This is a genomic window from Streptomyces sp. SudanB5_2050, from assembly GCF_964272335.1.
GTDB lineage: Bacteria > Actinomycetota > Actinomycetes > Streptomycetales > Streptomycetaceae > Streptomyces > Streptomyces rochei.
Genome location: NZ_OZ186760.1, coordinates 4,105,120 through 4,123,586, shown reverse-complemented (window position 1 = coordinate 4,123,586; position 18,467 = coordinate 4,105,120). Strand labels below are relative to the sequence as shown.

The window sequence follows — 18,467 nt, the reverse complement described above, 5'->3', positions numbered from 1 at the left end:
TGGCGGGCATCCTGGACGTTCTGATCGTGACCTGTTCGGTGTTCGGGGTCGGCATAGTCCAGGGCCATCTGGCACCCCAAGCGCCGTCGCTTCCCAAGCTGAGAGCGCGAGTTCGATTCTCTTCACCCGCTCCACGAAGAAGGCCCAGGTTGTCGACCTGGGCCTTACTTGTCGTCCAGTCCACGGGTTCACCTCATCGACTCGGCAGTACGGTGAACCCGTGACCTCCTTACCGGAAGAATCGCCGTCACTGATCGGCGAAGACGACCGCGAGGCAGCCGTGCGACGCCTGCGGGAGGCGTACGCGGAAGGGCTCATCGCACACGAGGTGTTGGACGAGCACCTTCACCAGGTGCTCAGCGCAATGACGCAGAGCGAACTCGCGTCCGCGTTGGTCTCGCTCCCGGAGGAGCAACCGGGAAGCACGGCCACGATCGCCGCCGCCGGTGGACGGATCAAGCGGCGTGGCGCGTGGCGGGTGCCTCGGGTTCTCAAGGTCGGGTCAGCATATGGAAGGGTGCGCCTGGACCTGTCCCGGGCGATCATCGAGCACCCGGTCGTCGACATCGAGCTGCAACTGGGAACCGGCGGGGCCAGGATCACGGTGCCTCGTGACGCGGTGGTCGACGTCAAAGGCTTGAGCACGGGATGGAAGGACCTGCGCTACAAGGCCCCGCGGCACCCCCGGCCCGGCGGGCCGACGATTCGAATCTCCGGGGCCATGGGCTACGGGCGCCTGAAGATCCGCCACGCCCTGCGTTGAAGCCCCATCGGGTGCTCAGGTCGGTGACCTAGGTGGCGAGCGCCGTCTCCGCAAGGCGTCGCGGCTCAGACCTTCTCCGCGCTCAGGCGCGGGTGCTCGGCCGTGAGCAGTCCGATGTCCTCCACGTCCGAAGTCAGGATCGTCACCCGGCCGGGATGCTGCAAGGCGGTCGCGCACAGCATGGCGTCGATGGCGTACTTGTGGCCTTGCAGCCCTGCCGCACGCAGCAAGTCGGCAGCGGACTGCGCGACGGTTCGGGTCACCGGCTCCACGCTCAGCCGGGACAGGGTCCACTTCAGTGCGGCGTCATTGAGCTTCGGGTGGATCACCTCGACCAGCACAGCCGCCGAGGTGATCACGGGCAGGTCCGCGTCGCGAGCCGCCGTCAGCCACTCGTGGAGTTCCCGATCACGCCGTACGGCCTTTGCCAGATCCTCGCTGTCCAGGACCAGGGCACCGCTCACGCGGTCGCCCCGGCGTTCGGCGCGCCTCCGGTCAGCCGGGCACGCTTGGCCGCCACGGCCTCGGGATCGGCGGGACCGTGCACCTTGTCGAAGTCCGCGATCAGCTCGTCCAAGTTGTCGCGCTCGATCTGCCGCTGGGCGGCCTTCTCCAGGTAGGCCGAGACGCCTCGCTTGCCGACCCGTTCACGGATCGCCTGAAGCGTGCCGGCGGTGAGCGTGACGGAGATGCCGCTGGTGGGGCCGTCGCCGGGTGGGAAGTCAACGTCGTCATCAGTCACGTGTCGAGTATGCGATTTGTTATGGCACAGCGCGGTGGGTGTGGGCGGGCCGGGCCGTGAGCGGGTAGGGGGCCCGGAGCGGGGGGTGTCTCAGCAGGCACCCGAGGTGGGTGGGGCGGTGGGGCCGATCTGGAGTGTGGTCGGGGGTGTGCAGCAGCCGCCGCTGTCGTCGTTGCGCGCGGTGTCGGGGTCGTCGTAGAGGCCGGCGCCGCCGCAGACGCCGGTCTCGGGCAGGGTCAGCTCGACACGTTCGGCGGCCTCGTGGTCGCCGGCCAGGGCGGCGGCGATGGAGCGGACCTGCTCGTAGCCGGTCAGGGCGAGGAAGGTGGGGGCGCGGCCGTAGGACTTCATGCCGACCAGGTAGATGTCCTGCTCCGGGTGGGACAGTTCCTTGACGCCGTGCGGGTAGACCGTGCCGCAGGAGTGGACGTTCGGGTCGATCAGCGGGGCCAGTGCGGTGGGGGCCTGGAGGCGTTCGTCGAGGCCGAGGCGGAGTTCGGAGAGGAAGGAGAGGTCGGGGCGGAAGCCGGTCAAGGCGATGACCTCGTCGACCGGGTCCGAACGGCGGCCGTCCTCGGCGACGAGGACCAGCCGGTCGCCGTCCCGTTCGACGGCCTCGGTACGGAATCCGGTGACGGCACTGGCGTACCCCGCCTCCACCGCCGCCGTGGCGCGCAGGCCGAGGGCGCCGCGGGCCGGGAGCTGGTCGGCCTCGCCGCCGCCGTAGGTGGCGTCGCCGATGCCCCGGCGCAGGATCCACACCGCGTGCGTGTCCGCCTCCTTCCCGGCCAGGTCGGCGAGGAGGGCGAGGGCGGTGAAGGCGGAGGCGCCGGAGCCGACGACCGCCGTGCGCTTGCCGGCGTAGCGGGCTCGGACGGCCGGGTCGGTGAGGTCGGGGACGCGGTGGGTGATGCGGTCGGCCGCCCTCCTCTCGCCGAGGGCGGGGAGGCCGTCGGCACCCATCGGGCCGGGGGTGGACCAGGTGCCGGAGGCGTCGATGACGGCGCGGGCGGTGATTCGCTCCTCGCCGCCGTCGGCCGTCTCGAGGTGCACGGTGAAGGGCTGGTCCGCGCGGCCGGAGTCGACGATGCGGTCACGGCCGGCCCGGGCCACGCCGGTGACGGTGGCGCCGTAGCGGACCTTGTCGCCGAGGGCGTCGGCGAGCGGCTGGAGGTACCGCTCGGCCCAGTCGCGGCCGGTCGGGTACGTCGTGCCGTCGGGGCGCGTCCAGCCGGTCGGGGCCAGCAGCTTCTCGGCGGCGGGGTCGGTGACCTCGGCCCAGGGCGAGAAGAGGCGGACGTGCGCCCAGTCCCGTACGGCCGTCGCGGCCGACGGGCCGGCCTCCAGCACCAGCGGTTCGATACCGCGCTCCACGAGGTGGGCGGCGGCGGCCAGACCGACCGGGCCGGCTCCGACGATCACGACGGGCGGGTTCTGCTTCTCCATGGCGGCGCTTCCTTCGATCTTCGATCGGTTGCCCGGCCCGGGGGCGGGAGGGCGGCTCGGCGGGCACCGGCCGGGCGGGTGCTGTCGGGCAGGGCTTGTTTTCGGTTATTGATTCGACGTCTATGGATGAGCTGTGGCCAGCATGGACCTTGTTTTGATGAACGTCAAGATAGACACACTTCGAAGTAGGCCCCGGCGCCTTTGGTTCGATGTGTGTCAACATAGATGGATGTCGAACGTCAAGGCGCGTCCGGAGTCCGATGCCCCCGACGCCGTGGTGCCGTGCTGCCCGCCGTTGAGCGAGCGCCCCTTCACCGCCGAGGAGGCCGAGCGGACGGCGCGGATGTTCAAGGCGCTCGGGGACCCGGTACGGCTGCGGCTCTTCTCGGCCGTCGCCTCGCACGAGGGCGGCGAGGCGTGCGTGTGCGACATCTCCGACGTCGGCGTCTCCCAGCCGACCGTCTCCCACCATCTGAAGAAGCTCAAGGAAGCCGGCCTGCTGACCTCCGAGCGGCGCGGCACCTGGGTCTACTACCGGGTCGAGCCGTCGGTGCTGGCGGCGATGGGGCAGCTGCTGGCCGTCCGGTAGCCCGGTCCGGTAGCCCGCCCGGCCACGCCCGTCGTCGCCTCCTGTGATCTGCCGGTTCGCGCGGATGTCGGTACGGACGGCGGCGACCGGACTGCGCCTGACCGCGCTCTCGCCGGGCGGCCCCCGCCCGGCGCCGCGCAGGCGGGCACGGTGCTGCCGGCGCTCGCCTGCCGCTCCTGGCGGTCGGCCTGAGCTACCCGAGCGTCGTCGCCCGGCTCACCACCGGGCCGGGCTGGTCGCCGTGCCGGGTGATCCTCCCGTGTGACGTCCCGGTCGGTGTCCGCGCTGGGTAAGTGCGGTGATCACCGCCATCGACCTCCTCATGAAGGAAGCGAACGACCAGGTGCGTACAAGACAGTTCGTAGCAAGAGCCGCGCTCTCCGCCGCGGTGGGCCTCTCGCTCCTCGGCCTCCGAGCCGATCCGGCCGCCGCCGACACCGTGAGCCCGCTGCCGATCGGCTCGTACCGGGACATGGCCGTCGACGCCGTACACCAGCAGGTCTTCCTCAGCGACCCGTTCGGTGACAGCGTCCTGGTGACCGACTGGACGGGCCAGGTGGTGAAGCAGATCGGCGGAACGGACGGCGCCTGGGGATTCGCCCTGTCCGCCGATTCCGGGACGCTGTACGTGGCCCTCCGCGACGCCGGCGCGATCGCCGCGATCGACACCGCCACCCTCGAGGAGACCGCCCGGTACGACACGGGCACCGGCGCCGGCGCCTACGCCGGCCCGACCTCCCTGGCACTGGCCGGGGACAAGCTCTGGTTCGGTTACAGCCTCGACACCTGGCGGGGTGCCATCGGCTCCCTGGACCTCGGCGGCGCCCAGCCGGTCGTCACCCGCGACCAGGGCCTCGACACCTTCCGGGGCTCGCCCCACCTGACCGTCACGCCGCAGGCCCCGGACACCCTCGTGGCGGCCGAGTCCGACGGCAACACGGCCGCCGTGGCGGTGTACGACGTGAGTGCCGGACGGGCCGACGCCCAGGCGAGGCGCGTCGACCCCGGGCCCGACGGATGCTCCAGCCTCCAGGACCTCGCCTTGACCCCGGACGGCCGGCAGGTCGTCATCGCCTGCGCCGGGGCCCACCGCCACCAGGTGCTGCGCACGGCCGACCTGGCGGACGACGGCGTCCTGACCACCAGTTGGTCGCCCGACGCGGTGGCCGTCGACCCCGCCGGCACGGTGGCCGCGGGCGTCTACGGGCCGTCCGGGCCCGACGTGCGGCTGTTCGCGCAGGGCTCCCCCACCGCCTACACCGACTGGGACTTCCCGGCGCCCTCCGACTACGCCGACACCACCCTCGTCCCCGGCGGACTGGCCTGGTCGCCCGACGGCAGCCGGATCTTCGCGGTCACCGAGACCAGCGGCACCTCCACCCTCTCCCTGCGGGTCCTGGACCACCCGCGGGTCGCCACCGCCGTCACGGTGCGGGCGCCGGCCTCCTCGCCGCGCAACCAGGACCTCACCCTCACCGGGAAGCTCGAGGCGCCCGTGGGCTTCGGCGCCGGGAACACCGTCGACATCTGGCGGATCGACGACCCCACGGCCGGCGAGGGCATGCTCATCGGCTCCGCGAGCGTCGCCGCGGACGGCACGTTCACGTACACCGACCGGCCGCGGGCCAAGGGCCAGGTCCAGTACACCGTCCAGTACTACGGCGACGCGCGGCACGCGTACGCCTACGGCTCGGTCGTGGTCGACGTCGTCGCGGACTGAGCGTCCGGGCCTCGTCGGGGGTCTCGTCGGGGCCCGGGGCGGGGCTCAGTCGCCGGACGTCCGGGTGCGGTGGGACGTCTGGGGCGACTGGGCCGCCTCCGCCTCGGCCCTGGCGTCGTCCACCGCGGCGGCGGCCTGCTTCCCGGCCTCGTCGGCGGCCGTCGCCGCGTCCAGCGAGACCGACCGTCCCGCCGGACCGAGCTGCGGGGTCGGTGCGGCCGGGGCGGCCGTCCCCTCGCCGTCCCCGGCGCCCGTCTCCCCGGGGCGCTCCGGCTCGGGCGATGCGGCGGGCGACTCGTCCCCGAAGGCGCGCGTGACGGTCCGTACCGCCTCGGTCAGCTCGCCCGGGATCACCCAGAAGGTGTTGTTGTCGCTGCTCGCCAGGTGCGGGAGGGTCTCCAGGTACTTGTAGGCCAGGACCTTCGGGTCGGCGTTGTTGCGGTGGACGGCCTGGAAGACCAGCTCCACCGCCTTCGCCTCGCCGTCCGCCCGCAGGATCATGGCCTGCTGGGTGCCCTGGGCCTCCAGGATGTCCTTCTGCCGCGTGCCCTCCGCGGTGAGGATCTTGGCCTGCCGCTCGCCCTCGGCGTGCAGGATGGCCGCGCGCTTGTCGCGCTCGGCCCGCATCTGCTTCTCCATGGCCTCCTTGATGGTGTGCGGCGGGTCGATGGCCTTGATCTCGACGCGGTTGACCCGGATGCCCCACTTGCCGGTGGCGTCGTCGAGGACGGCGCGCAGCCGCGAGTTGATCTCCTCGCGGGAGGTGAGGGTCTCCTCCAGGTCCATGGAGCCGATGACGTTGCGCAGGGTCGTCACGGTGAGCTGGTCGATCGCCTGGAGGTAGTCGGCGACCTCGTAGGCCGCCGCCCGCGGGTCCGTGATCTGGTAGTAGAGCACCGTGTCGATGTTCACCACGAGGTTGTCCTCGGTGATCACCGGCCTGGGGTCGGACGAGTAGACCTGCTCGCGCACGTCGAGTTTGGTGTTGATGCGGTCCGCCACCGGCACGACCAGGTTCAGGCCGGGCTGCAGCGTCCGCCGGTAGCGGCCGAACCGCTCGACGTTGTAGCGGCGCGCCTGCGGGACGATCCGCACGGTGGAGGCCACGAGGAAGACGACGACCAGGGCCGCCACGAGGATGGGGATGACAAGCGGGTCCACAGTGCCTCCGTCGCTCTTCGTCAGTCGTGCACGGTGTCCGTGACGTTCGTGCGGTCGTGCGGTCGTGCGCTCATCGGGTCATGTGGTCAGGCGCTCATGCGGTCATGCGCTCATGCGGTCATCGGGCCTCACGGGAGGAGTTCGCGGGGGTAGACCACGGCCGTGGCGCCCTCGATCTCCATCACGTCCACCAGCGCGCCCACCGGTATCACCAGGCTCTCGTCGTAGGCGCGGGCGGACCACTCCTCGCCGGAGAGCTTGATCAGGCCGTGCGTCGCGGTCACCTCCCGCACGACCTCGGCCCGCCTGCCGATCAGCGCGTCGCTGCCCTCACGGGTCAGGGGCTGCTGGGCCATGTGCCGCAGCGCGACGGGGCGGACGAGGACGAGGCCGGCCGTCGCCACCGCCGTGAGGGCCAGGAGCTGGCCGAGGAGACCGACGCCCACCCCGGCGACCACGGCGGCGACCAGCGCGGCACCGGCCAGCAGACCGAGGACCAGGGTCAGGGTGAAGAACTCCGCGGCACCCAGTGCCGCGGCGGCGAGCAGCCATACGTACCACGGCATCGAATCGCCCTCCTTCAGGGGCCTTCACCACCAAAGTACCTTCTGCGGCGCCGGGCAGACAGACACCGGGAAGCGGTTGTCACCGTGACCGTGCCGGGCTCGGACGCCGTGACCGTTCGGGGCCCGATGCGCCCTCCCCCGGACGGCGTACGCGCGGTGGCCCGGAGCGGGCCGGCCGGTGAGAGTGGCAGCGGCCGCGGGCGACCGGCGGCCCGTGCACACCGCCTGCCGCGAGGACGCCGATGACCCACCCCGGCACCCTGGTCCTGATCATGGCCGCGGCCGTGCTGGCTCCGCTGCTGGTGCACGCCACCGGGGGCCGGGTCCGGGTGCCGCTGGTCGTCTTCGAGATCGTCCTGGGCATCGTGATCGGTCCTCAGGTGCTGGGCTGGGCGCACCCCGACGAGGTCGTCGACACGCTGGCCGACCTCGGGCTGTCGATGCTGATCTTCCTGGCCGGTTACGAGATCGAGTTCGCGGCGGTCCGCGGTGACACGCTGCGCCGGGCGCTGTGGGCCTGGCCGGTCTCGCTGCTGCTCGGCATCGGGGTGGGCCTCCTGTTCAGCGGGGGCGAGGTGTTCGAGGCGTTCGTCGTCGGTACGGCGCTGACCAGCACGGCGCTGGGGACCGTGCTGCCGATGCTGCGGGACCGGGGGGAGCTGCGCGGGCGGTTCGGGACGGTGGTGTCCGCGTTCGGCGCGGTCGGCGAGTTCGGTCCCGTGGTGGCGACGGCGCTGCTCCTCAGCGGTCGCCGCCCGGCCGAGTCGGCGGTCCTGCTCGTCGCCTTCGGGGTGGTCACCGCGGCGGCCGTGTTCTGGGCGCTGCGCCCGCGGCCGCCGTGGTTCGGCGAGCTGGCCGAGCGGACCCTGCACAGCAGCGGCCAGTTCGCGGTGCGGTTCGTCATGCTGCTGCTCGCCTGCATGCTCGGCCTCGCCGAGGTGTTCGGCCTGGACGTGCTGCTGGGCGCCTTCGCGGCCGGGGTGCTGACCCGGATCGTGCTGCACCGGGCCGTGCCGGCGGGCAGCGACGCCGTCCTCGGCAAGGTGGAGGCCATGGGCTTCGGCTTCCTGGTGCCGCTGTTCTACGTGGTCACCGGGATCGAGTTCGACCTGGACGCCCTGCTGGACTCCCCCGCCGCCCTGCTGCTGGTGCCGGTCTTCCTGGCGCTGTTCGTGCTGGTGCGCGGTGCCCCGGTGTACGTGCTCGCCCCGAAGGACCTGCGCCGCGCCGACCGGGGGGCGCTGGCCCTGTTCGCCTCGACGTGTCTGCCCCTCGTCGTGGCGATCACCACCATCGGTGTGGACCAGGAGCTGCTCGGCACGGAGCGGGCGGCGGCCCTGGTGGGCGCCGCGATGATCTCCGTACTGGTCCTGCCGCTGCTCGCGGGACGGCTGCGGTCCCCGCGCGGCGGGACGGGCGGGAGGTCGGACGGACGGACGGCGGGACGGACGGCCGACGACGCCGAGGCGTGGTGAACGCCCGCGCTGCCCGGCGTCGCGGCCGAGTTGCCGTGCCCGCCCGATGCGAGAAGGTGGGGACGAAGGCGCGCGAAGGGAGCTTGGCGTGACGGGCGGTCCGGTCGACGACGCTGCGGTGCTCAGCGCGCTGTTCGCCGACTCGCCCCAGGGCCTGTTCGTCTTCGACGCCGAACAGAAGGTCACCCGCTACAACCCCGCCGGGCGCGGGGTGCGGAACCTGCCGGCCGAGGAGGTCGTCGGGCACGGGGTCGAGGAGTTCGCACCCGGCTTCGAGGGGGGCGAGCTGAGGGCGCTGATCGACGAGGTCCTGGCGAGCGGCGAGCCGCTGCGCAGCCGCCTGGTCCGGGGCCGCTCGCCCTCGGAGCCGCACCGGACCCTCGCCGTCGAGGTGTCCCTGTTCCCGCTGCGCGGCCCGGGGGACGGCGTCCCCGGCCTGGTCGGCGTGGTCGAGGACGTGACCGAGCGGCAGGCCGCCGCGGACCGCCTCGCCGTGCTCAGCGCCGTGCACGCGACCGTCGGGTCCACGCTGGAGGCCAGGACCACGGCGGACGAGCTGGTGCGGGCCCTGGTGCCCGGCTTCGCCGACGTGGCCTGCGTGGACCTGCTCGACGACGGTCCGGACGGGGCCGTGCGCCGCACCGGGCCCGTGCCCTCGGCGGTGCCGCTGCGCCGGGTGTCCTCCGCCCCCGCCGACGCCCGGCTGAGCCGGAAGAACGGCGACAGCCGTCCCTTCCCCTTCCCCACCCCCTTCACGCAGGCGCTCAACGACGGACAGGCCCGGCTCGTGCCCGTCTCCCCGGACGAGTCGTGGCTGGCGGCCGACCCGGACGGGTTCGCGCCGCTGCTCGCCGAGCACGTCCACTCGATGATCGTCGCGCCGCTCACGGCCCGGGACTCCGTACTCGGTCTGCTGACCCTCTACCGCGACCGGCCCGACCCCTTCGAGGAGGCCGATCTGGACGTCGCCCGGCAGGCGGCCACCACCGCGGCGGCCCACCTGGACAACGCGAACAGCTACTGTCGCGAGCACACCGTGGCCGCCGCGCTGCAGCGCCGGCTGCAACCCGGCGTGACCCCGCGCCTGTCGGCGGTGGAGACCGCCCACGTGTACCTGCCCGAGGGGGCGGGCGGCGGCTGGTTCGACGTCGTGCCCCTGTCCGGCACCCGGGTCGCGCTCGTCGTCGGGGACGTCGCCGGACACGGCATCGAGGCCGCCGCGACGATGGGCCAGCTGCGCGTCGCCCTGCGCACACTGGCCCTGCAGGACCTGGAGACCGACGAGCTGCTGACCCATCTGGACGAGGTCGCCGCCCAGCTCACGGCGGCCGGCGCGCCGACCGCCACGACGCACGTGGCGACCTGCGCGATCACCGTCTACGACCCCGTCTCCCGGCAGTGCACCGCGATCCGGGCGGGGCACCCCGCCCCGGTGGTCGTCGATCCCGAGGGTTCGCCGCTCACCGTGGACGTCCCCGAGGGCCCGCCCCTGGGCACGGGCGGCGGACGGGCCTTCACCCCGGCCGTGTTCGAGGTGGAGCCGGGCAGCCTGCTCGCCCACTTCACCAGCGGTCTCCTCGCCGCCGCCGGCGAGGACGGGGCGGCTGCCCGGCTCCACCTGGAGCACGTCCTCGCGCCCGCCGGCCGGCCCCTGCAGGAGCTGTGCGACACCGCCGTGTACCGCATGGCGCCCTCCCCCCGCGACGACGCCGTCCTCCTCCTCGCGCGCACCCACGCCCTGGCACCGGAGCAGGTCGCGGACTGGACGCTGCCCGCCGACCCCTCCGTGGTGGGCACGGCCCGCCGGCTCGTCGGCCAGCAACTCGCCGTGTGGGAACTGGACGAAGCGGTCCCCACGACCGAACTGATCGTCAGCGAGCTGGTCACCAACGCCATCCGCTACGGCCGGGGGCCGGTCCGGCTGCGGCTCGTCCGCGACCGGGGGCGGCTGCTGTGCGAGGTCACGGACACCAACAGCGCCAGCCCGCACCTGCGTCACGCCCGCGCGAGCGACGAGGGCGGCCGGGGCCTGTTCATCGTGATGCGGCTCAGCTCCCACTGGGGGGTGCGGCACGGGCGCCGGGACAAGACGATCTGGTCCGAGCAGCGCCTGGACGGTGAACGCCCGGACGCGACGGACCTGTTCGACGTCGCGGACCTCGCCGACGAGTGACGCCGTGACGGACGCCGCCCGTCCCCCGAGCACCGGGGGCGGCCCCCCGGCCCTTCAGCCGGCGCGCAGAACCCGGAACCGGCCGGGTGCCGCCGGGTCCCGGTCCACGACCTGGAGCGGCGGCCGGTCCCACTGCCACACCCCGGTGCCGGGCGGGCGACGGAAGCGGATGGGGCCGCGGGTGCCGTCTACGGCGACCTGCGGCCAGGCCGCGGCGAGGCGCGCCCGGTCGGCTCCGTGGGCGCGCAGCAGGCCGGCCAGGACCGTGACGGTGTCGTAGCCCTCGAAGGCGACGAAGGAGGGCTCCTCGCCCAACCGGTCCCGCAGGGCCGCCGCGACCCGTGTGCCGAGCGGGCCGAGTCGCCCGGGCAGGTAGCGCAGGAACGGGACCCCGGCTCCGTCGTCGCCCAGCAGCGCCGCCCACCCGGCGAACTCCGGCTGCCCGGCCGGTGCGCCGATCAGCAGTCCGGCCAGGCGCGCGTCACCGCGGACGGCGCGGACCAGCGGCACGGCCGGGTCCGGGAAGCCGGTCAGCACGAGGAGGGCGCTCGCGCCGTCGGCGGCGAGCGCGTCGCAGACGCCCGCGGGGGTGAGCGCGCGGACGTCGAGCACGGTCACGGTGGCGCCGCGCGGTGCGAGACGCTCCCGCAGGACGCGGGTTCCGGCGGTCCAGTACGCGCTCGGTTCGGCCGCCACCGCGACCCGGGTGTGGCCCGCGTCGAGGAGGAAGTCGGCGTAGACCCGCCAGCCGTGCGACTGGGGCGGCGGGATGCGCGCGACCCATGCGGTCGGCCCGTCGGTGAGGTCGTCGAGCACCGCCGAGGAGCAGAGGTACGGCAGACCGAGGGCGTCGGCCCTGGTGGCGACGGCGCGGGCGACGACGCTGTGGTACTCGCCGGCCAGCGCGGCCACCCCGAGGCCGGCCAGCTCGTCCACGGCCGCCGTCGCCCGCACCGGATCGGCGGCGGTGTCCCGGACCACCAGCTCCAGCGGCCGTCCGTCGACGCCGCCGGCCTCCTCGACCTCGGCGGCGGCCAGTTCGAGCCCGGCGAGCAGATGCCGGCCCGCCTCGGTCCAGCCGGGCCGGGTCAGCGGTGCGAGGGCGCCTATCCGGAGGGGCGCCGGTGCGGGCCGGGGCTCCGCGGGGCGCGGTGGTGGTGTCGTCATGCGCCGCAGTCTCCCCCGAACCGGGCCCGTCCTCCCCGGCTTTTCGCACCGACTCGACTTCTACAACTATGTAGAAGTTAAGCTGTCCGGGCACCGCCCCCGCACGGGCGGTGCGCTCGGACGTACAGGGAAGGGAGCACGGGGACGATGGGTGTCATCGCCTGGCTGGTACTGGGTCTGCTCGCCGGAGCGATCGCCAAGGCGATCCTGCCCGGACGGGACCCCGGGGGCTGCGTCGGCACGACGGTGATCGGCATCGCCGGCGCCTTCCTGGGCGGCTGGCTGTCGGCCGAGTTCCTCGACCGCCCGGTGCAACGGGAGTTCTTCGACGCCGCGACCTGGGCGTCCGCCGTCGTCGGCGCCCTCGTCCTGCTGATCGGCTACCGCCTGCTGTTCGGCAACTCCCGGCGCTGACCGCCCGTCCGGGCGAGCGACCGCGATCCGCGCCCCGGCCGTGTCCGGCACGACATCAAGGAAGAGCGACACATGATCACGCTGACGAAGGAAGACGGCCCGGCGGACCTGGACGGGGTGACCCACCTGTCCATCGGCGTCTCCTGGGACCCGACCGCCGGCAGCAGCGGCGGGGTGCTCGGCAAGCTGCGCCGCAGGACCGGCACCGACCTCGACCTGATCGCCGTCGCCCTGCAGGGCGGGGACCCGGTGCGCCTCGCCGGTCTGGACTCCCTCGACCCGATGGGCAACGGCTCGCTCGTGCACAGCGGCGACAACCAGACCGGGCACGGGGACGGGGACGACGAGACGGTGACCGTCGAGTTCGCCCGGCTGCCCGCCCCCATCACGTCGATCGTGTTCGTCGCCGCCGCCTACAAGAAGGGCAGTTCCTTCCAGAAGGCCCGCAACATCAGCTTCAAGGTGTACGACGCCACCGGCGGCAGCACCCAGCAGGTCGCCGACATCTGGCCCAGCCTGCTCAGCCAGGACAACGGCTGTGCCGTGGCCAAGGCCGTGCGGGTGGGCGGCTCCTGGAAGCTGGAGGTCGTCAACGAGACGGGGAAGATCAAGCAGGGCGACGAGCACGCCCTGATGCGGTTCGCGGTCAGCAAGTAGCCCTGAGGTCAGGGCCGGCGGGGCACGCCCCCTTCCCGTCGGCCGGGCCCGGCGGGGACCATGCGGCATGCGAACCGACGACTGGCGGCTCACCGAGGACGTCGACGACTTCATGGACCGTGCCGGGGACTTCCTGCGCTCGCGCCCCGGCCTGCACATCGCGGCGCTGACGGCCCTCGCGCGGCTGCGGGCCCGCGGAGCGGCCGCGTACGGGCCCGAGGCACCGCTCTTCGGCCGGCTGGAGGACGGCGGCGGGGTACGCGCCGCCTTCCACCGCCTCCCGTCGCGCGGCCTGGCCCCGACCCCCCTCACCGAGGGGCAGGCGGACGTCCTGGCCGCGCGCCTGGCGGACCTCGGCCACCGCCTCCCCTACGTCAGCGCGGAGGCCCGTACCGCCGCCGCCTTCGCCGAGGCGTGGCAGCGGCGCACCGGGGCCGTGCCCACCACGCGCGTGCGGATGCGCCTGCACCGCCTCGGCACGCTCACCCCGCCGCGGCCCGTCCCCGCGGGCCGGGAGCGGGCGGTGGGCGAGGAGGACCGGGAGCAGCTGGTGCGCTGGTGCGCGGAGTTCGCCGCGGACGTGGGCGAGGACGTCACCGTCGACGCCGGCTCCTGGGCCGGCACCCGCTTCGCCGACAAGGGCTACACCTTCTGGGAGACCCCGGACGGCACGCCCGTCTCGATGGCCGGCGCCAACCCGATGATCGCGGGGGTGGTCCAGGTGGACCCCGTCTACACCCCCGCCCGGCTGCGCGGCCGCGGCTACGCCGGTGCCGTGACGGTCGCGGTGAGCCGGGCCGCGCGGGCCGCGGGCGCCGAGGAGGTGGTGCTGTACACGAACGCGGCCAACCCGACCAGCAACGCCCTCTACCAGCGCCTCGGTTACCGTCCGGTCGCGGAGTGGACCGTCGTCGACTTCACGCCGACGGGCCCCTGAGCCGCAGGGGTTCAGGCGGGTTCGAGCCGGGGTTCCGCCTGCGGGGCCGGTGCCGCCGGGGCCGGCTCCCACCGCCGGGTGGCGCGCACGTAGCCGTGGACCACCGAGGCCGTGGCGAGCAGGAGCAGCGGACCGAAGACCCACGGGTCGCGGGCCATCTCCAGCGACAGGTAGCGGGACGACGCCAGGATCGCCGCGAACACCGCCGTCCCGTGGGCGACCAGCACGGTCCCCGACCGGTCCCAGCCGCGGTCGAACGAGCGCAGCGCCGCCTCGATGGTGACGGCGAACACCACGCCGGCGAGGAGGTCGATACCGTAGTGGTAGCCGAACCCGAGGGTCGCGGTCAGCGTGGCGACCAGCCAAAACGTTCCTGCGTAGCGCAGGAGACGCGGGCTGCGGCGGGTGTGGATGAAGATGGTGACGGCCCACGCCGTGTGCAGGCTCGGCATGCAGTTGCGGGGCGTGACCCCGTCGTAGGTCACCGGGTGGGGCGGGGCGAGCGGCGGCAGGGCGTCCGGCCAGATGGTGGCCACCGCCCACTCCTCGCCGCCGGTGCCGAAGGCGCCGGTGCCGTAGAGGAAGACCGGCCCGACCACCGGGAAGATCATGTAGACGGCCGGACCGAGCAGGCCGATCAGCAAGAAGGTGCGCACCAGGTGGTGCCGGGGGAAGCGGCGCTCGTCGGCCACGTTGCGCAGCTGGTACAGGGCGGCCACGGCCGCGGCCACCGCGAGCTGGGCGTAGACCCAGTCGAGCAGGTGGGGGCCGACCGGTGCGGTGGCCTCGACCAGGCGTCCCATCACCCAGGACGGGTTGCCGAGCGCGCGGTCGGCGGTCGCCACGTAGGGGTCGAGGACGTCCGGGCGGGTCCTGGAGGTGATCAGCAGCCAGGCGTCGCCCGTCTTGCGGCCGGCCACCAGCAGCAGCCCCAGTCCGACGCCCTTCAGCAGCAGCACCCGGTCCGGGCCGGTGCGGCGGGTGAGGGCGACCACCGCGCACCCCAGGATCACCCACAGCGCGCCGTTGCCGAAGGAGTGCCCCTCGGTCACCGTCGCTCCGGCCGCCCACCGCACCAGCGCGAAGGCGAGGTCGATGCCGATCGCGGCGCCGGCCGCCACGAACCGCTGCCGCCAGGTGAGCACCACCATCGTCAGGGCCAGACCCGCGTACAGCAGGGGCCCCGACGCGGGGGCGAACACCGCCTCCCTCGCCTGGTTGGTGAGCGGTCCCCGCTCGCCGTAGCGGCGCGCGGCGATCTCCAGCACGACGAGGAATGCGAGAGCCGCCACACCCGCCACGGCCCAGAGTCTCGCCCGTGGTTGGCGGCATATTCGTGAAAACACCCGCGGTGGCATGAATCTCAATCTTTATTCTGTTTGCTATCAATACGGCTCAATAGCAAGGAATCCGGCGAAAACGACGGGCGGTGAGCTGGGGCTGTCGTCTTCCTGTCGAAGGGAAATGTACGGGCCCGCCGACAGAAGAAGACGGGGGGATGACGAATCGGGTTCCGCGGCGGGTGCGGCGCGGAACGCGAAGCACGTCACGCCCTGGCCGGCTCCGTCTCCCAGACGAATCCGTCGGGGTCGTTGAACGGCCGGCCGGCGCCGGAGAGGACGAGCCGGTGCGAGCCGGAGCCGTCGGCGGGGACACCGGCGACCTTGGCCAGCCCGCGCCGCTTGTACAGGGACAGCTTGACGGCGCCGGCACCGGTGTCGAACTCCACGTACTTGCCGCCGAAGCTCTTGGCGACGGTGAAGCCCTGGCCGGCGTAGAAGCGCTTGCTGGCCCTGACGTCCTCGACGCCCAGCAGCAGCACGAGTTCGTCGAAGGCCCGGGTGACCGGGGCGGTGTCCTTCTTCGCGGACGTGGCGAGCTGCCAGATCGTGCCGTCGGGCGCCCGCACCACGCCGCCGTAGCCCCACAGCGACTTGGCGGCGGGCTTGAGGACGGTCGCCCCGGCGTCCACGGCGGCGGTGAACAGCGCGTCGACGTCGCCCGGCTGGGACGCCACGAGCGACAGCGTGAAGCCGCGGAAACCGGCCGTCGGGGCGTCACCGGCGCGCAGGCGCACCGTCGACGGGTCCAGCGCGAAGGCCTCGGAGTAGAACCGGGCGGCCGCCTCGGGGTCGGCCACTTCCAGGGTGAGGGAGTCGATGGCGTTCATGTCGTCGACCGTACGGACCGCCGGGTCGCCGGTGCTTCTCGAAAACTGACCGGTCCGCGCGGCCCGTGCCGGGGCGGCGGCCACCGCGTCCACGCGGCCCGGACCGGGGCCGGGCGAGGGCGGCCCGCCCCCGAAATATTCCCGGATCGGGTCACCGGAACGGCCTTTTTCGCCACAGCCCCGGCGAAGGCGGCGTGCTACTGTCGTAGGAAGTTGCAGTTGTGGTTGCCTGAAGGTTTTTTCCGACGGGGTGATCATCACGGCGACCGGAGTCCGCACAGGGTGGACTCCGAGCACCGTACCGAAGGAGAAAAAATGGCTTCCGGCACCGTCAAGTGGTTCAACTCGGAAAAGGGCTTCGGCTTCATCGAGCAGGACGGCGGCGGCCCCGACGTGTTCGCCCACTACTCGAACATCGCCGCCCAGGGCTTCCGTGAGCTGCTCGAGGGCCAGAAGGTGACGTTCGACATCGCGCAGGGTCAGAAGGGCCCGACCGCCGAGAACATCGTCGTCGCCTGACGAACTCGCAGACATCGCAGCCGGGGCCCGCACCGTGGGGTGCGGGCCCCCGCTCGCGTTTCGTTTCGCATTTCCTCGCCGCGGGACCCCGCGATGCGCTTCGCACCCCTCCGAAGCTCTCGGATCACCCGGATCGCTTCGGAGCACCTCGATGCGTTTCCCTCCGTTCCGCCGCGTTCCGCTTCATTCTCTGTTTCTCGTTTCCCGGTCCGCGTCCGCGTGAAGTACGCGCCGACAGCGGCCGAGGCCGGCTCGTTCTTGCGATTCACCGCGCGGTCCACTCGCTGCGGGACTCCCTTGATACGTGCCGTATCAAGGAAGGTTCCCCATGAACCGTGTACGCACCCATGACCGCCGGCGCTCCGGCGGCGGTCCCCGCCGCTCCCAGTCCACCGGTCGCCGGCCCGCCGCCCCGCAGGGGGAGTTCGCGCTGCCGAAGACCGTCACCCCGGCACTGCCCCCCGTCGAGTCCTTCGCCGAACTCGACCTCCCGGCGCGGCTGCTGACCGCCCTCGGCGACGAGGGCGTCACCGTGCCCTTCCCGATCCAGGCGGCGACCCTGCCGAACTCCCTGGCCGGCCGCGACGTGCTCGGCCGGGGCCGTACCGGCTCGGGCAAGACCCTCGCCTTCGGCCTCGCCCTGCTGGCCCGCACGGCGGGCCGGCGCGCCGAGTCCAAGCGCCCGCTCGGTCTCGTCCTGGTCCCCACCCGGGAACTCGCCCAGCAGGTCACCGACGCGCTGGCGCCCTACGCCCGCTCCGTGGGCCTGCGCTCGGCGACCGTCGTCGGCGGCATGTCGATCGGCCGGCAGGCCGGTGCGCTGCGGGGCGGCGCGGAGATCGTGGTCGCGACGCCCGGACGGCTCAAGGACCTCATCGACCGGGGCGACTGCCTGCTGGACGACGTCACGATCACCGTCCTGGACGAGGCCGACCAGATGACCGACATGGGCTTCATGCCGCAGGTCACCGCGCTCCTGGACCAGGTGCGCCCGGACGGGCAGCGGATGCTGTTCTCGGCCACCCTGGACCGCAACGTCGACCGGCTGGTCCGCCGCTACCTGACCGACCCGGTCGTCCACTCCGTCGACCCCTCGGCCGGTGCCGTGACCACGATGGAGCACCACGTGCTGCACGTCCACGAGGAGGACAAGCAGCGCACGACCGTCGAGATCGCGGCGCGCGACGGCCGGGTGATCATGTTCCTCGACACCAAGCACCGGGTGGACCGGCTGGTGAAGCAGCTGCTGAAGAGCGGCGTGCGCGCGGCGGGCCTGCACGGCGGCAAGTCCCAGCCGCAGCGCACCCGCACGCTCGCCCAGTTCAAGGACGGGCACGTGACGGCGCTGGTCGCGACCAACGTCGCGGCGCGCGGCATCCACGTCGACAACCTCGACCTCGTCGTCAACGTGGACCCGCCCGGCGACCACAAGGACTACCTGCACCGGGGCGGCCGTACGGCACGCGCGGGCGAGTCCGGCAGCGTCGTCACCCTGGTGACGCCGGACCAGCGGCGCGACATGGCCCGTCTCATGGCCTCGGCCGGCATCACGCCCCTGGTCACGCCGGTGCGCTCGGGCGAGGCGGAACTGTCCCGCATCACCGGCGCGCAGACCCCGTCCGGTGTTCCGGTCGTCATCACCGTGCCCGTCGCCGAGCCCGCGCGCCGCACGGCGTCGGGCGGTTCCGCCCCGTCCCGGGGCCGCGGTCGCCGCCGTGGTGGCGGTGGCGGCGCGGGCGCTCAGGACCGCACCGGGCAGAAGACCGGCGGTCAGGGCGGCGCCACCGGGCAGAGCCGCACCCGGCAGGAGGCCGCCGGCCGGCGCCGCGGCGCTCAGGCTCCCGGCGGCCAGGCCACCGGTGCCCAGGGTCGCGGCGGCCAGGGTCGGCCCGCCGGTGACGCCCCGCGCCGCGGGCCCCGGCGCCGTCCCTCCGGAGGCGCGTCGGCCTAGGGTCCGGACGCCGGAGT

Annotated in this window: 18 protein-coding genes; 10 read left to right on the top strand and 8 right to left on the bottom strand. The window is 73.4% G+C overall.

The window, feature by feature from the left end; genetic code table 11:
* The first annotated feature begins 220 nt into the window (after positions 1 to 220).
* The gene (locus ACFZP7_RS18375; RefSeq protein ID WP_109204851.1) at positions 221 to 763 is read left to right on the top strand and encodes a DUF1707 domain-containing protein; all 543 of its coding nucleotides are present in this window, start codon (positions 221 to 223) and stop codon (positions 761 to 763) included.
* Positions 764 to 828: 65 nt separating this feature from the next.
* Here the strand turns inward: ACFZP7_RS18375 and ACFZP7_RS18370 are convergent, their stop codons facing one another.
* The 3 genes from ACFZP7_RS18370 to ACFZP7_RS18360 all read right to left on the bottom strand — a co-directional run bounded on the left by ACFZP7_RS18370 (position 829) and on the right by ACFZP7_RS18360 (position 2,951).
* A complete protein-coding gene (locus tag ACFZP7_RS18370; protein WP_385634849.1) occupies positions 829 to 1,227 on the bottom strand; it encodes a type II toxin-antitoxin system VapC family toxin in 399 nt (132 codons plus the stop codon).
* The gene (locus tag ACFZP7_RS18365) at positions 1,224 to 1,505 is read right to left on the bottom strand and encodes a hypothetical protein (RefSeq protein ID WP_385634847.1); all 282 of its coding nucleotides are present in this window, start codon (positions 1,503 to 1,505) and stop codon (positions 1,224 to 1,226) included. Before ACFZP7_RS18365 ends, ACFZP7_RS18370 begins: the two co-directional genes overlap by 4 nt.
* A gap of 90 nt (positions 1,506 to 1,595) precedes the next feature.
* The gene (locus ACFZP7_RS18360; RefSeq protein WP_385634845.1) at positions 1,596 to 2,951 is read right to left on the bottom strand and encodes an NAD(P)-binding domain-containing protein; all 1,356 of its coding nucleotides are present in this window, start codon (positions 2,949 to 2,951) and stop codon (positions 1,596 to 1,598) included.
* A gap of 229 nt (positions 2,952 to 3,180) precedes the next feature.
* On the opposite strand from ACFZP7_RS18360, the gene ACFZP7_RS18355 reads away from it, so the two are divergent.
* Both ACFZP7_RS18355 and ACFZP7_RS18350 read left to right on the top strand, forming a co-directional pair.
* Positions 3,181 to 3,540, top strand: coding sequence for a helix-turn-helix transcriptional regulator (locus ACFZP7_RS18355; protein WP_216882262.1), 360 nt, complete (start codon positions 3,181 to 3,183; stop codon positions 3,538 to 3,540).
* 298 nt (positions 3,541 to 3,838) lie between these two features.
* A complete protein-coding gene (locus tag ACFZP7_RS18350; protein WP_385634843.1) occupies positions 3,839 to 5,260 on the top strand; it encodes a YncE family protein in 1,422 nt (473 codons plus the stop codon).
* A 45-nt stretch (positions 5,261 to 5,305) separates the two neighbouring features.
* Here ACFZP7_RS18350 and ACFZP7_RS18345 read toward each other — a convergent pair whose 3' ends face one another.
* Positions 5,306 to 6,421, bottom strand: a complete 1,116-nt coding sequence (locus tag ACFZP7_RS18345) for an SPFH domain-containing protein (RefSeq protein WP_109204668.1) — start codon at positions 6,419 to 6,421, stop codon at positions 5,306 to 5,308.
* A 128-nt stretch (positions 6,422 to 6,549) separates the two neighbouring features.
* Positions 6,550 to 6,987 (bottom strand): NfeD family protein, encoded by a 438-nt coding sequence (locus ACFZP7_RS18340; protein WP_019324843.1) that lies wholly within the window; start codon positions 6,985 to 6,987, stop codon positions 6,550 to 6,552.
* A 242-nt stretch (positions 6,988 to 7,229) separates the two neighbouring features.
* On the opposite strand from ACFZP7_RS18340, the gene ACFZP7_RS18335 reads away from it, so the two are divergent.
* Together ACFZP7_RS18335 and ACFZP7_RS18330 are read left to right on the top strand one after the other, a co-directional pair.
* A complete protein-coding gene (locus tag ACFZP7_RS18335) occupies positions 7,230 to 8,462 on the top strand; it encodes a cation:proton antiporter (protein ID WP_385634841.1) in 1,233 nt (410 codons plus the stop codon).
* Positions 8,463 to 8,550: 88 nt separating this feature from the next.
* Positions 8,551 to 10,635 carry a SpoIIE family protein phosphatase gene (locus ACFZP7_RS18330; protein WP_385634839.1) on the top strand — a complete coding sequence of 695 codons (2,085 nt, stop codon included), beginning with the start codon at positions 8,551 to 8,553 and terminating at the stop codon, positions 10,633 to 10,635.
* A 54-nt stretch (positions 10,636 to 10,689) separates the two neighbouring features.
* On the opposite strand, the gene ACFZP7_RS18325 is transcribed toward ACFZP7_RS18330, so the two are convergent.
* Positions 10,690 to 11,802: an ABC transporter substrate-binding protein gene (locus tag ACFZP7_RS18325; RefSeq protein ID WP_385634837.1), complete on the bottom strand. Its 1,113-nt coding sequence runs from the start codon at positions 11,800 to 11,802 to the stop codon at positions 10,690 to 10,692.
* A 147-nt stretch (positions 11,803 to 11,949) separates the two neighbouring features.
* On the opposite strand from ACFZP7_RS18325, the gene ACFZP7_RS18320 reads away from it, so the two are divergent.
* The 3 genes from ACFZP7_RS18320 to ACFZP7_RS18310 all read left to right on the top strand — a co-directional run bounded on the left by ACFZP7_RS18320 (position 11,950) and on the right by ACFZP7_RS18310 (position 13,810).
* On the top strand, positions 11,950 to 12,216 hold the full coding sequence (locus tag ACFZP7_RS18320) for a GlsB/YeaQ/YmgE family stress response membrane protein (protein ID WP_019324839.1): 267 nt from the start codon (positions 11,950 to 11,952) through the stop codon (positions 12,214 to 12,216).
* Positions 12,217 to 12,288: 72 nt separating this feature from the next.
* Positions 12,289 to 12,873 carry a TerD family protein gene (locus tag ACFZP7_RS18315; RefSeq protein WP_062131009.1) on the top strand — a complete coding sequence of 195 codons (585 nt, stop codon included), beginning with the start codon at positions 12,289 to 12,291 and terminating at the stop codon, positions 12,871 to 12,873.
* A 67-nt stretch (positions 12,874 to 12,940) separates the two neighbouring features.
* Positions 12,941 to 13,810 (top strand): GNAT family N-acetyltransferase, encoded by an 870-nt coding sequence (locus ACFZP7_RS18310; RefSeq protein WP_385634835.1) that lies wholly within the window; start codon positions 12,941 to 12,943, stop codon positions 13,808 to 13,810.
* An 11-nt stretch (positions 13,811 to 13,821) separates the two neighbouring features.
* Here the strand turns inward: ACFZP7_RS18310 and ACFZP7_RS18305 are convergent, their stop codons facing one another.
* Both ACFZP7_RS18305 and ACFZP7_RS18300 read right to left on the bottom strand, forming a co-directional pair.
* Complete coding sequence (locus ACFZP7_RS18305) at positions 13,822 to 15,168, bottom strand: phosphatase PAP2 family protein (RefSeq protein ID WP_247693870.1); 1,347 nt, start codon at positions 15,166 to 15,168, stop codon at positions 13,822 to 13,824.
* A 188-nt stretch (positions 15,169 to 15,356) separates the two neighbouring features.
* Positions 15,357 to 15,980, bottom strand: coding sequence for a glyoxalase (locus ACFZP7_RS18300; RefSeq protein ID WP_029393100.1), 624 nt, complete (start codon positions 15,978 to 15,980; stop codon positions 15,357 to 15,359).
* Positions 15,981 to 16,295: 315 nt separating this feature from the next.
* Between ACFZP7_RS18300 and ACFZP7_RS18295 the strand changes: the two genes are divergently transcribed.
* Together ACFZP7_RS18295 and ACFZP7_RS18290 are read left to right on the top strand one after the other, a co-directional pair.
* The gene (locus ACFZP7_RS18295; RefSeq protein ID WP_019324834.1) at positions 16,296 to 16,499 is read left to right on the top strand and encodes a cold-shock protein; all 204 of its coding nucleotides are present in this window, start codon (positions 16,296 to 16,298) and stop codon (positions 16,497 to 16,499) included.
* A gap of 328 nt (positions 16,500 to 16,827) precedes the next feature.
* A complete protein-coding gene (locus ACFZP7_RS18290; protein ID WP_019324833.1) occupies positions 16,828 to 18,450 on the top strand; it encodes a DEAD/DEAH box helicase in 1,623 nt (540 codons plus the stop codon).
* The last annotated feature ends 17 nt before the right edge of the window (positions 18,451 to 18,467 follow it).

What these genes read in the sequence shown, in the direction of transcription:
- ACFZP7_RS18295 (WP_019324834.1), top strand. Translation starts at nt 16,296, where the DNA reads ATGGCTTCCGGCACCGTCAAGTGGTTCAACTCGGAAAAGGGCTTCGGC.
- ACFZP7_RS18355 (WP_216882262.1), top strand. Translation starts at nt 3,181, where the DNA reads ATGTCGAACGTCAAGGCGCGTCCGGAGTCCGATGCCCCCGACGCCGTG.
- ACFZP7_RS18315 (WP_062131009.1), top strand. Translation starts at nt 12,289, where the DNA reads ATGATCACGCTGACGAAGGAAGACGGCCCGGCGGACCTGGACGGGGTG.
- ACFZP7_RS18305 (WP_247693870.1), bottom strand. Translation starts at nt 15,168, where the DNA reads ATGCCACCGCGGGTGTTTTCACGAATATGCCGCCAACCACGGGCGAGA.
- ACFZP7_RS18300 (WP_029393100.1), bottom strand. Translation starts at nt 15,980, where the DNA reads ATGAACGCCATCGACTCCCTCACCCTGGAAGTGGCCGACCCCGAGGCG.
- ACFZP7_RS18360 (WP_385634845.1), bottom strand. Translation starts at nt 2,951, where the DNA reads ATGGAGAAGCAGAACCCGCCCGTCGTGATCGTCGGAGCCGGCCCGGTC.
- ACFZP7_RS18325 (WP_385634837.1), bottom strand. Translation starts at nt 11,802, where the DNA reads ATGACGACACCACCACCGCGCCCCGCGGAGCCCCGGCCCGCACCGGCG.
- ACFZP7_RS18310 (WP_385634835.1), top strand. Translation starts at nt 12,941, where the DNA reads ATGCGAACCGACGACTGGCGGCTCACCGAGGACGTCGACGACTTCATG.
- ACFZP7_RS18335 (WP_385634841.1), top strand. Translation starts at nt 7,230, where the DNA reads ATGACCCACCCCGGCACCCTGGTCCTGATCATGGCCGCGGCCGTGCTG.
- ACFZP7_RS18340 (WP_019324843.1), bottom strand. Translation starts at nt 6,987, where the DNA reads ATGCCGTGGTACGTATGGCTGCTCGCCGCCGCGGCACTGGGTGCCGCG.
- ACFZP7_RS18320 (WP_019324839.1), top strand. Translation starts at nt 11,950, where the DNA reads ATGGGTGTCATCGCCTGGCTGGTACTGGGTCTGCTCGCCGGAGCGATC.
- ACFZP7_RS18290 (WP_019324833.1), top strand. Translation starts at nt 16,828, where the DNA reads ATGAACCGTGTACGCACCCATGACCGCCGGCGCTCCGGCGGCGGTCCC.